Below are 12339 nucleotides of genomic sequence, written 5' to 3'. Positions count from 1 at the left end.
CTTATAGAGTGTTAAATTTGCACCCGAAATAGATTTATACTTTTCTATGAAGGTTGACTTTGGTTTCCTTAAAAAGTTTTTTGTTGTACTGTTCATACTACTAGGCGTATTGGCGGTCTCTAAATTGGATGAGCTCCAATTTTCATTCGATTTTAGTCAGTTTTTTCCTGAAGAAGATCCTGATTTGGCTTTTTATGATAAGTATGTTGAAGAATTTGGTACTGATGACAATTTTTTACTCATTGCCGTAAAGAACCCTACAGACGTATTTCAAGAAGACTTTCTAAAAAAGTTCCAGGCAATTTCCAAAGAAAGCAAGGATTTTGAATTTGTATTGGAAAGTAGCTCTATCACCTCGTTATCCTACCCTCTAAAGACATCTTTTGGTTATACCACGTTGCCCATTATCCATATCAACGACCCCAGTTTATATGAACAAGATTGGGACAAAATAAAATCTGATTCCTTATTCATTAATACGCTTATTGCTAAGGACAGAAAATCAATGGTACTGGCCTTACAAACCGTAGACAACCTCAATTACCAGCAGTCTAAACAACTTTTAAATCAAATTAGGGCATCTTTAAAGGCGAATAATCTGCCCAATTACCATATTCTTGGTAGAGCCTTCTTTTATGAAGCTATTGTAGAAATGCAAAAGAGCGAAGTATTGACAACCACTATAGTAGCTTCTATTTTGGTGTTTATTATTCTTCTATTGGTGTACAGAAGTATGCCCGTAGTTTTAATTTCGGTCTTCTCGATAGCCATGTCACTCTTATTGTTTATGGGGCTTTTGGGCTGGCTAGGCAAAGAATTGAACGCCATGGCAGCATTTTACCCAGTATTAATGCTCATTGTAGGTACTTCTGATGTTATACACCTAACCGATAGTTATATACGAAAACTACAAAGTAGTATTCCACGATATGCGGCCATAACCTCATCTTTAAAAGAAGTGGGTATGACTACCTTACTTACCTCTGTAACTACTGCCGTTGGTTTTGTGACGCTTTTATCATCTAGATTAGTGAGCATTCAAGAATTTGGAATCAATGCCGCCATTGGTGTTTTGGTAGCTTATATTACGGTAATATTCCTAACAGGATCATTGCTAATAAGTTTACCGGAAAAATCGTTGGTGGGGCGTAAAAGCATATCAGAAAATTGGGTCAATTACTTATTAAAGATCAATACGTTCACCAAAAATTTTCCTAAAACCATTATTGCCGGTACTGTACTTTTTACCGCACTCTGTATTTTAGGTATATATATGGTGCAGACCAACCAAGAACTTAAACAGACCTTACCTTCTGAAAGTAAAATTGCCTTAGATTTTGAATATTTTCAGGACAATTATGCAGGATTTAGACCCTTGGAAATTGCTGTAATGGGTGTTGATGACCATAAGGTAACCGAATATGAAGTGGCTTTGGAAATTGAAAAATTGCTTACGTACCTTAAAACAATTGAAAGTATAGGGAGCTTACAATCTTCTAACCTTGCCTATAAAATATTGAACAAGGCCAATAACCTAAACAACTCGGCTTTCTTTAAACTTCCACAAGACAAAAAAACGTTCTTAAAATATCAAAAAGATACGCGTAAACTTGCACGTAAACAGCTTGCAAAATTTGTAAATGCAGATGAATCTATTGCACGTATCAATGGCCGGTTACAAGATATTGGAACAGACAACTTAAAAGTGGTTTATGAAAACATTGATGCTTTTGCCAAAACCCAATTAGACACCTCACTGGTTAAAATAAAAGTAACGGGTAAGAGTATTTTGTTGGATAAAAATTCCGAATACATAAGAAGTAGTCTTCTTGAAGGATTACTCTATGGTTTATTATTGATTGGGGTCATCATGGCTTTTGTTTTCAAGGATATTAAAATATTCTTGATTTCATTGGTGCCCAATATCCTACCTATTTTATTTGCAGGTGGCATGTTGGGTTTTCTGGGTATTCCGTTAGAAGCATCGTTATCTGTGGTATTCGCCATAGTATTTGGAATTGCGGTAGACGACACCATTCACTTTTTAGGAAAATACAAGTTAGGAATTACCCAAGGGCTGGAAAAAGAGGCGGCCATTGAAAAAACCTTTGCACAAACAGGTAGAGCCCTGGTCATTACAACCATTATATTGTTCTTCGGATTTATGGTAATGCTGTTTTCTATTCATCAGCCCAGTGTTACCATTGGGTTGATCATTAGTGTAACCTTGGTAACAGCGTTGATATTAGATTTACTATTATTACCGGTGCTGCTAAGAAAATTGATTTAGATAGAGCTATTGGTACGATTTAATGTCTTTTGCAAAGACCTGTAGGCAACTATAGTTTTGCCGACCAATAAAATCATTAAGCTGATCCATAATGTAAAGAGTAGGTATTCCATAACACTAATTGGTTTACTTGGTTACTTTTAGTTCACATTTTAAGGTCGTGGGGCGCACATTAAAATGTATTTGGTCGATAAATATATGTATTTCATCTATGCGCCTGTTAAAAAAAACAAAAAATTCGACGAAATGCATAATAATAACAACGCCACGACTTTACATCGTGGCGTTGAAAAAAAAACAATCCAACCTAAAACAAACATGAAATGAAAATAATTGGGCTATCAATTACAGATCATGGACTTGCTTTTCCATACCAGGACCCAGTTCATAAATGGCTCCTATTAATTCTCCTTTAATTTTCTTAACTCTGTCTTCTTTTCCGTTTGCCTTGTATACCTCGGCAGCTTGGTAAAGCAGCGCAGGTTCAAATGTTTTTCCGTATACGTAGGTATCCATAATCTTCATAGCCTGTTCTTTGTCCCCATTTTTAAGGTGACTATAGCCCAGCCAACTATAAGATTCTGGTGTAGGCCTATTATCTACCTCCCTTTGTGCCAAAATCAAGGCACTGTCATATTGTTTGGTTTCACCAATGTACAAGCCCAGGTTATAGGCATTATACATATCACCATATGCTTTATCTTTTACGCGGGTAAAGTACTCGTCCAAATTCTTTGTACGAATTAAGTCATCACCGGAATAGTCGGCAATTTCTGCTTTTAACAGAAAATAATCTGGTGCATCATAAGTTTTAGTAACGGAGTCCAAAATGCGAATGGCCTCTTTAGAGTTCTTATCATTGGAAAATACGATCCATGCAATACCTTTTTTAGCGTATGCATTGTTGTTGTCAATTTCCAGCGCTTTTAAATAATGATTGTATGAATCCTCAATTCTACCGGCATGCCCGTAGTAATCGCCCAAATTGGTGTAGCTCCATAACATTAAATCATTATTTTTAGACAATTCGGCCTTCGTTCTAGCCTTTTCCATAAAATTTATGGTCGTATCTAAATCTCCCTTGTAATCGTTCCATTTTGCCACACGGATCATGTATCCAAAATCTGACATGTTCTTTAAACTATCTAAATAGCTTTCTGCTACATCATAGTTTCCTAGTTCCATATGAACATCAAAGTACAAACTTTGGGTTTCTGTTTTATCACCACCTATTGCCGCTGCAGAATCTGCTAACTGAAGGGCTTCTTTAAAACGATGCTGGGAAATATAATTTCTGGCCAGCGACCTGTAAAAACCGGGTTTACCTATATTGGCAATATCAACGGCTTTTTTTAAACTTTTTTCAGCCTTCTTTAAAAACGCTATATCACCAGTTTGTTGAAAATACCTACTGTACTCCCCGCCTACTACACCAAAACTGGTTAGCTGCATACTGTCTGATCTAATTTTAGAATTCCAAAGATCAAAATATTTTGATGTGGTCTTGACCTCGTTAGCAACTAAATATTTATCGTAATCTTTTTTGTTTGCAATTGCATCATGATTCTTAGTATCACAAGATGATACCAGTAACACTACTATTAAAAGCTTTATTAATTTCATAAGGTTGTTTTTTTGTGGATCGTTTAAAATAGGGAGGGCCTTTCAACCCTCCCTTCCCTTCTCTTTCATAAACAATTTAGGGATGTGCCAATCTTACCTACCGTTAACAATAAGTAAGGTGAAGGCAACTTCTTATTCTGGTGCTCCCAAATATGGGAACGTAGTACCTACAGTGGCCGTTAGCCCAACGCCATCTGAGGTCAATCTTGGTAAATCTGCCATACCATCATCATCGGTATCTTGACCACTAAAACGGTCTCCTTCCATACCACCGAACAATAAAATCAATGACACATCAATAACATCATCTTGTGGAGTTCTACCTGTCAAAGCAACCTCATCACCATCTGGAACCAAAATTCTTCCATCATTATCAAAATCGGTACCCGGATTAAAGTATGTGGTAGGTAAGTTAGGAGCAACCTCTAAAACATCGGCAGCCAAGTAACCTGTTAATGTAGGTGCATCTAAACCTAATATGTTGTTTTCATAGTTTACATCTGCAGGATCAGCTCCTAAAATGTTAGCATACACATCATGATATGCCTCTAACCTTGCTTCAAAATCTGCTTGAAATGTTGCAGCCATTTCTGAAGGAATAGACATGTTATGAGCATCTTTAATATCACCATCTGCACTTAATACCGTATTGATACCTGGTCTACCCATAAAATCTACTTGGGCATAAGTACCTGTAAAGTCTGGCTCCATTGGTTCCATAGCATCTTCACATGGGGTACATGTACCACCACAATCTACTCCGGTTTCGTCACCGTTCATAATACCATCATCACATGTTGGTGTAACCACTACTGGTGTATTGTCATCATCATCGCTACAAGAAGCTAATGCGGCTACTGCCAAAAGAGACAAAAACGTATATTTTATATTTTTAAATTTCATCTTACTATTTTTTAAAAAGTTATTATTGCTTAACATTTGTAGTTACCCAAGTCTTATATACTTCTAGACCCAAGGCATTTTGTCCCGTTGTAGTTCCTAAAAGACTATTAGGAATTTCAACAACTATGGCCATTGTATTGGCGCCATCAAAAGTATCGACTGCAGTTTCATCGTCATCATCTGTAGAATCTGGATCACCCGCTGGTTTAAAACCTAGTGGGGCCGTACCACCAATTACTTCATTGAACTGAAAAAAGTCAAAGAAAAAAGCATCTTGTCTAGGACCTGCAAATAAAGAAACTCCACTATCCGTAGTTTCTACAATAGCAGTTTCAGCAGAAATGTCAACTGAACCTAATGGTGCATCTACCATTACTGAACCGTTCAAACCTGTTTCGCTTGGTGCAACCGGACCAAAAAAGTACATTTTACCATCTCTTGGTATAGCTTGTATTACCAAATCTTCTACCAAATCATTATCGGTATCAATATTTATTTCCAGTAATACATTTTCATCGAACGTACCATAAGCCAAATCTGGCAATACATTAGATTGAAGATCTACCGCAAAAACGGTATTGTCTGAACCTTCAGTTGGTTCAAAAGCATAAAAATCGGCAATATCTGCCGTGGTTCCCATAGAGCTAGGCGCATCAATATGATCTGCCGCTACTAAAAGACCTCCTACTAGGGCCAAAGCCCCAAGTCCCATAAATAATTTTGATTTTTTCATTATCTCTTTTTTTAGATTAGAATCACCCTTACTTACGCAGTAAAAAAGAGAAGGTTCATTTTTTCTTAAAAAAAATTTAATTTTATTCCAAATCCTTAAAATTCAAATCATCAAAAAAACCATTTATAGTGTAGAAGTACTTATTTATAAAAAGGTTTGAATTAATAATTAGCTAACTTTGCTGTGTTAAATTATTAAGATTATGAACCCGTCTTCCTCTGGTTGGATCGAGAAATATGGTTCGTTGGTGCAAAAACACCAAGATGCATTCCCCACTTTTGAAGCGCTATACACTACCCTAAAGAAAAGCGGTTTTGTATACGGGCTAAATGCCAGCATACCAGATTTTATTGTATTGGAGCATACCCTTTCTGAAGATGAGAAGGCTAAAATCAACCTACTACATGCCTTGTATTTTACCTACCGTATTGAAGGTGGCGAAGATTATTCCATATTTATAGAACGGGTATTCAAATTTTATGAAATTTTAAAAATCAACAACGAGAGTTTTTTTGATAAGTGGTTTACCGGTAATAAAACTTCTGCCAAACTAGAAAAGTTGATGACCTCTAGAATATATATTGAGGATAATATTATCAGTAAAACTTTTAATAGTCTTATTACAAATTCATTACTGTTTATAGATGTACTACTTTTTAAGCATTTTTTAAACGACTACCCCGCTTTAAAGGAAAAGGCGGAAGAAATTGAATATTTGGCCATAAATATTAGCTACCATGCTTTAAGTTCTAAGGAATTGGACAGAAAAGACAATAAGCTTTCGCAATTATTGGCATCATCATTAACCTATATTAACTGTGCCGAAAACAATTTTGATGGTTCTTACAGGGAAAGACTATTGAACAATAAGGATAATTGGGAAAACAGGTATTTACTTGATATGGCCTGTTTAACCGTTTGGGAAGACCATTCTTTAGATTATACGGAGTCCGATTTTATTTTTGGCATTGGTAAAGACCTTGGTTTTGACAATACTATTATCTCAACCTCCATTACCGACGTTACCGAATTTTTTAAACTTAATTTTGATACCATTCCTTATTTAAAGGAAAAGAATTTAGCCAAGCAATTTTACGACAGCATGGGTAAAATTGTCAAGAAACTTATTTTACGCAATAGCAAAAGATTACATAAAGAGCTTTCTCAAAGTGCAGAATTGGTAGCCCTTTTATCTAAATCTACCGTAAGAGATTTAAGTGATGAAGAAAAGAGGAAGGTTCAAAATCAACTGTTGGATATTTTTAAGAGCATACCTTCTTTAGCGATTTTTATATTACCGGGCGGGGCAATTCTGCTTCCTATATTTATTAAGTTAATTCCAAAGCTGTTACCATCGGCCTTTGATGAAAACAGAATTGACGAAGAAGAAGACCTTTATCGCAAATAGTTCACTTTCAAATAATTGAAAATTCTATTCTAACCAAAGCTTAAAGTCCTTAACTTTTTCCCTGCTCACAATAATCTCATGGTCGTTATTATTCTTTAGCTTGATCTGTAACCTAGAGTTCGTATAGGATACTATATCCTTTATATGGTCAATATTCACAAAGAACTTTCTACTTACCCTAAAGAATACCTGTGGTTTAAGTTCATCCTCTAACTGCTCTAAAGTAGTATCCAATAAATAATTACGACCATCTTTTGTTGCCGCGTAAGTGCCTTTGTTCTCACTATAAAAACACTCTACATCTTCTGAATTTATAATCTTTAAATGCTGTCCTACCTTTGCGGTAAAACGTTTTTTATACTCGCGCTCTAACGGATTAACCAATAACTTTTTAATATCCTCAAAATCTAAGGCAATTTTATTAGGCTCACTTTCTACCTTAAAGCGTTTTCTATATTTCTTGACCGCCTGCTCCAAATCTTCATCATCTATTGGTTTTAACAAGTAGTCAATACTATTTAATTTAAAGGCCTTAAGCGCATACTCATCAAAAGCAGTAGTAAATATAATGGCACTGTGCACTTCAATAACATCAAAAATCTCAAATGAGAGTCCGTCAGATAGTTGAATGTCCAAGAATATCAAATCTGGATGTTCATTCTCTTGAAACCATTGTATAGCCTCATCAACAGAATGTAACATTGTAGAAACTTCAAGCTCTAAACTTTCTAACATTCTGCCCAATCTACGCGCTGCAGGCTTTTCATCTTCTATTATAATGGTTCTCATAGGTAATTTGGTTTGGTGGGTATATGTAAGATAATTGAAAATTATAATTCTTGGTTAATGATCATTGCGCCCTAAAATTTCATTGATTCTTTCTTGCTCCCAATTTTTTAAAAATTTGGGTTTGAACACAGACCAATCTTTATACTTTAATACATAAACATAAAGTGCATGAAAGGCTACAACAACACCCCAAATAATAGGTATACTGTAAATGTTCCACTCTAACCAATACACAAATTTGGCGTCTAGATCCATATCACCTATAAATCTATCGAACACTTGAATTTTAAATAATAGCACTAGAAAATTCAATTTTAAAAATGTACCTAGGTGCTTATAAAAATTCTTGATTTCAAGTACTCTTTGCTTGGCATAAGCCAGTTTATGATTGTTTTCAATTGCTGTGGTTTCCATATTACCTGTATTTATCCGCTTCTTTTTTATCTTTTTCCATCAATTTCTTGATCTGTCTTTCTTCCCAATCCCTACTGAACAACATATTTTTGTTGTAAACTTTGGCGGCATGGAATGCCAAACCTATTCCCCAGAAGAATGGTGTGGAAAACGTAGCAAAATGAAAGAACGCTTCTGAAAAAGACTCACCACCGGACATTCTTGCCGAAACCGTAATTATAATAATAAATATGTTGACCAATACGTACACCGTAGCATGTCTATAAAATGCCTTTATATCATTGACCTTTTTACGGGCCCTTGCCAATTTGTCCGCGTATTCAAATTCGTTGAGTTCCATTACTTCCATCTTTTTGCGTTTTCTTCTTCCTGTAGAAATTCATCCATCTTTCTCTCTTCCCAATCGCGATCCATAAACGGATTCAAGTTAAAGATTTTATTTGCTTTAAAAAACAAGCTTATGCTTAAACCTAATACCACCCAAAGAAACCAGGCATATTCCCATTCGTTCAAATAATAATTAATACTTGCTACTATGATAATTGTTCCTATGGCAGAGAGCACCTTGTTGTAAAATTCCTTGATTTCCTCTACCCTATTTTTTGCTCTATTATATTTTGCGTTTTCCATGATCTTCAATTTGTTAGGTTACGATTTTTGCATAAATTCTTTGATCTTTCTCTCTTCCCAATCTTTACTGAAAAGTGGGTTATACCCATAGGCATAAAGACCGTTCATAACCAACCCGAAACCCCAACCCAATGCCGGAAAAATTGCCCAAGGGAAACTGGTGGTTGAATAATTGATATAGACCAAAATTGGAATAACAATGCAGTATGCCAATAAATTACCGTAAAAGCCTTTGATCGCCTGTACTTTCTCTTTAGCCTTTTGGTATCTGTAATTTTGATCGTTTGTGAAGTTTGATTCCATCTTTAAAGGTTTTAGGTTAATCCTGTTTTAATTTCTATACTTCAAATTTCGGCAGATAACCCAGGTTTTTAAAAAATGAAATACCCAATTGTAATTTTTGATGACTGAATTGTAGTTTAAGAAGATTTAAGATTGAACAGGGACTATAAACCGTATGTTTTCCTGGCACTTTCTACTTGCTCTTGCTCCGTAGTTTCAGGATATAGCACATATTTTGGGGCTATAATAGGCTTGGCGCTATGAACATTAATTTTGGTAATGGTTGCAAACGGAAAGTTTCCTTTGGTAAGTTCTAAAAGCACTTCTTCCATTTTAGCAAAGACTGGGTGGTCTCTCTGAATAATTTCAGCAGTTCCTTTAAGCTGAAAACCTTTCTGCTTTAAAATATCTATAAAACTGATACAAACATTCTTGTTCTGCCTAATATTCTTTACCGTTTGTGGAGATGCTATATTGGCAACGATGATCACATCATCTTTAAGAAAACTAAAAATCTCTTTTGGGGATACATTGGGTACCAGATCAATAGATGCTGTTGCCAACCAACATAATACACTCTCATTCATAGAATCTTTTATGTGATCTGTGATTTTCATGATATGTTACTTTTGGTCGTATTAGAACCTATCATCTTCCATATACTGTTTAATTTTCCTTTCTTCCCAATCTTTACCCAGTATGGGGTTAATGCCATAAGCCTTAAGCCCATGTACCAGTAGACCAATACCCCAACCAATGGCAGGAAAAATAAACCAGATAAAACTGGTGGTCCTATAATTTATAAAGGCCAAGATCGGAATTACAATACAATATGATGTAAGGTTACCATAGAAGCCTTTAATTTCTTCTACCTGACGTTTAGCCTTCTCATATCGTTTAGCGCTTATATGCTCATCTTGTGTCTCTTTAAAAGATATGGTATTGGTCAACATAGGTAAACGTACCTTAAACTCGGTGCCGGTCTTAAAGATTTGCATTTCTTTTTTGGTAAGAATGGCATACCGTTGGCGAATGTTCTGCAAGCCCACACCACTACTCTTTTTAACCACTTGCTTTTCTTGCAGGTTATTGGTAACGTACAAGTAACCATCTTCCTCATAAATCTTAATATGCAATGGTTTGGCCGAAGTAACCACATTATGCTTTACCGCATTCTCTAACAACAGCTGAAGTGACAGCGGTACTATTTTAGCCTCTGGGTTTGTTGCCTCATCTGGAATTTCAAAAACGATACTATCTTCAAAACGCATTTTCAATAGACGTACATAGGTTCTGGCGAACTTAAGCTCTTCATCTACAGATATTAAATTCTTGCTCTTTTGCTCCAGCACATAGCGGTACACTTTTGATAACGAAGTAGTAAACTTTTGGGCCTGCATAGGGTCTTCTTCTATGAGACTGGTAAGTACGTTCAGACTATTAAAGAGGAAGTGTGGATCAAGTTGATTCTTTAAAGCATCGAATTTTGCCGATGCCGAACCTGCAATAATTTTCTGCTCCTTTACCTTGGTATCTTGTAGCGCTTTGTAAAAGTAAAAGGCATGTAGAAATAAGGAAACTACTAATGTTACCACTAAGGCATAGAAATAATACTCTACTCTTTCTCCTGCTATATACTCCTTAAAGCTATGCCCAAAAATATATACCTCGGTAAATGCACGTACCAGACCAAATGCCAAGACCGTTAGTATAATAGAGCCCGCGGCACCGTACCATAAGCGTTTTTTGGTATCATTCTCCCAACTATATTTTTTTGAAATAAAGTCGCTGAAATACATATTGACCATAGAAAGTGCAAAAGAGTAGAGAAAGGCTATTCCCGTAAATTCCAATTCACGATATAAGGTTATGCTTTCCCAATCAGTTAAAAGCAACCGAACTAGTTCCATAACCAGCGCTATGATAATTGCCGTTCTTACCACCTTTAAAAAACTACCCATGCACCTTTTTGTTTATTGCTTTCTAATTTTTAAAATTAGGGATTTCATTTTAGAAGTATACCTCTTTCTAATAATACCCCTGTCAAAAGCAAACATGAAGCCTTTTCTACCCAATTAAAAGAAATAAGGATCCAATTGTAGATTTTTGATACTGAACTGTCATGAAAACCAGTTATACATTTTGTATTAAACTATAGTACAATATTATAAACAGATATTTTTTGATGGATTTTTCTTTCCGTAATTATTAAAATCCTCTAGATTTAGGCAATGATATATATGATATATGTGCAATTGTGCATATATACAATTGTTGTAACACATTTTGCAAAAAAAGGAGATTTAGGAAAAACCAATGAGATACAGATTATTAACAGATTTTGGAGGGTTTCTTTGGTGGCTGCTTATAAAGCTTGGCAAAACTAGCCTTGAAGTAGAGCAAACTAAAGAAAAATGGGCTCGTAATCTTTTCTTTCTCATAGTTCTATTATTAAGTATTACCATTATTTCCATAAATTTATTTTAGTTGAAGGGCATTTTAAAAAATATCAGCTTGAACAAACTATTCTCTATTTTGGTTTTACTATTTATCTCTTGTGGAACTCAAAAAAATGTGCTAGAATCAAAAACTATACCCTTTGAATTGGGATTAGAAATGACCGCGAGAGTTGTAAAAATAGACTCGATAGAAAACTATTATGTCATTAACATCGAAGATAAAAACAAGCAGTTTAGAATAGTATCCAAAAAATCTTCAACTAAACCTTTTAAAGGGACTAAGCTTGAAAATGGAAATTCTTATTTCATTAAAGTAAAACAATTAACGGACAGACAGCCGCCTGAAAACGAGAATTACACTATTCCCAAACCAGTTAACTATCTGGACATTGCTGCGTGTCGTAATTTTGAAAATACCGAAATATGTACGGAATCTGGATTTGAATTAGCAACCGCATATAATGTAGTTGGACTTTATGTAAAACCTCTATAAATGCGAAAAAAAACGTGTTACAACAATACCTAAACGTAATGCGGACTTTAGGGCAAAAACGAAAGGTCTGTGTATATTTATAAAGTCGCTAAATCTTTGGGATTTAGCTTAAGACAAGAAAAAATAAAACTAAACCAAAAGCTTTAGCTTCGTGCGTAGGCGGAAACGAAAAGTTTCCTTACCTCCGCACTACGCTTAGGTACTGTGTCAAAAAACAAGTTTTTTCTTTAATAATTTAGGAAACAGATTGATTTATCAAGTTGTTATCCCGCGCAGCAAGGGCTTCATGCTTTTGCTGCTTTTTTATTTCAAATT

Annotated in this window: 13 protein-coding genes; 3 read left to right on the top strand and 10 right to left on the bottom strand. The window is 35.3% G+C overall.

Translation table 11 applies throughout. The features are described from left to right. The first annotated feature begins 46 nt into the window (after positions 1-46). A complete protein-coding gene (locus tag VBZ51_RS09385; RefSeq protein WP_416576748.1) occupies positions 47-2290 on the top strand; it encodes an efflux RND transporter permease subunit in 2244 nt (747 codons plus the stop codon). A gap of 345 nt (positions 2291-2635) precedes the next feature. Here the strand turns inward: VBZ51_RS09385 and VBZ51_RS09380 are convergent, their stop codons facing one another. The 3 genes from VBZ51_RS09380 to VBZ51_RS09370 form a co-directional block, all read right to left on the bottom strand. Then, positions 2636-3913 carry a tetratricopeptide repeat protein gene (locus tag VBZ51_RS09380; RefSeq protein WP_416576747.1) on the bottom strand — a complete coding sequence of 426 codons (1278 nt, stop codon included), beginning with the start codon at positions 3911-3913 and terminating at the stop codon, positions 2636-2638. Between the two features lie 132 nt (positions 3914-4045). Next, positions 4046-4816 (bottom strand): DUF4331 family protein, encoded by a 771-nt coding sequence (locus VBZ51_RS09375; RefSeq protein ID WP_071339670.1) that lies wholly within the window; start codon positions 4814-4816, stop codon positions 4046-4048. 22 nt (positions 4817-4838) lie between these two features. Continuing rightward, entirely contained in the window at positions 4839-5549 is a 711-nt protein-coding gene (locus VBZ51_RS09370; protein WP_058103121.1) for a DUF4331 family protein, read from the bottom strand. A 202-nt stretch (positions 5550-5751) separates the two neighbouring features. Here VBZ51_RS09370 and VBZ51_RS09365 point away from each other — a divergent pair, with 202 nt between their 5' ends. Further along, positions 5752-6957, top strand: coding sequence for an LETM1-related biofilm-associated protein (locus VBZ51_RS09365; RefSeq protein ID WP_416576746.1), 1206 nt, complete (start codon positions 5752-5754; stop codon positions 6955-6957). Positions 6958-6981: 24 nt separating this feature from the next. Here VBZ51_RS09365 and VBZ51_RS09360 read toward each other — a convergent pair whose 3' ends face one another. The 7 genes from VBZ51_RS09360 to VBZ51_RS09330 form a co-directional block, all read right to left on the bottom strand. Further along, positions 6982-7746, bottom strand: a complete 765-nt coding sequence (locus tag VBZ51_RS09360; RefSeq protein WP_071339673.1) for a LytR/AlgR family response regulator transcription factor — start codon at positions 7744-7746, stop codon at positions 6982-6984. Positions 7747-7800: 54 nt separating this feature from the next. Then, positions 7801-8160 (bottom strand): 2TM domain-containing protein, encoded by a 360-nt coding sequence (locus tag VBZ51_RS09355; protein WP_416576745.1) that lies wholly within the window; start codon positions 8158-8160, stop codon positions 7801-7803. Position 8161: 1 nt separating this feature from the next. Further along, positions 8162-8509: a 2TM domain-containing protein gene (locus VBZ51_RS09350; protein ID WP_083365675.1), complete on the bottom strand. Its 348-nt coding sequence runs from the start codon at positions 8507-8509 to the stop codon at positions 8162-8164. Then, complete coding sequence (locus tag VBZ51_RS09345) at positions 8500-8790, bottom strand: 2TM domain-containing protein (RefSeq protein ID WP_416576744.1); 291 nt, start codon at positions 8788-8790, stop codon at positions 8500-8502. The genes VBZ51_RS09350 and VBZ51_RS09345 overlap by 10 nt, the downstream gene beginning before the upstream one ends. Before the next feature lie 18 nt (positions 8791-8808). Beyond that, positions 8809-9093: a 2TM domain-containing protein gene (locus tag VBZ51_RS09340; protein ID WP_416576743.1), complete on the bottom strand. Its 285-nt coding sequence runs from the start codon at positions 9091-9093 to the stop codon at positions 8809-8811. A 143-nt stretch (positions 9094-9236) separates the two neighbouring features. Continuing rightward, a complete protein-coding gene (locus tag VBZ51_RS09335) occupies positions 9237-9689 on the bottom strand; it encodes a pyridoxamine 5'-phosphate oxidase family protein (protein WP_416576742.1) in 453 nt (150 codons plus the stop codon). A gap of 21 nt (positions 9690-9710) precedes the next feature. Continuing rightward, the gene (locus tag VBZ51_RS09330; protein WP_416576741.1) at positions 9711-11033 is read right to left on the bottom strand and encodes a 2TM domain-containing protein; all 1323 of its coding nucleotides are present in this window, start codon (positions 11031-11033) and stop codon (positions 9711-9713) included. Positions 11034-11586: 553 nt separating this feature from the next. On the opposite strand from VBZ51_RS09330, the gene VBZ51_RS09325 reads away from it, so the two are divergent. Beyond that, positions 11587-12024 (top strand): hypothetical protein, encoded by a 438-nt coding sequence (locus tag VBZ51_RS09325; protein ID WP_416576740.1) that lies wholly within the window; start codon positions 11587-11589, stop codon positions 12022-12024. The last annotated feature ends 315 nt before the right edge of the window (positions 12025-12339 follow it).

The sequence above is a fragment of the Maribacter sp. HS genome, assembly GCF_048059195.1.
Lineage (GTDB): Bacteria > Bacteroidota > Bacteroidia > Flavobacteriales > Flavobacteriaceae > Maribacter > Maribacter dokdonensis.
Note: the sequence above shows the minus strand (reverse complement) of the source record. Positions and strands in the feature narration are given on the sequence as shown.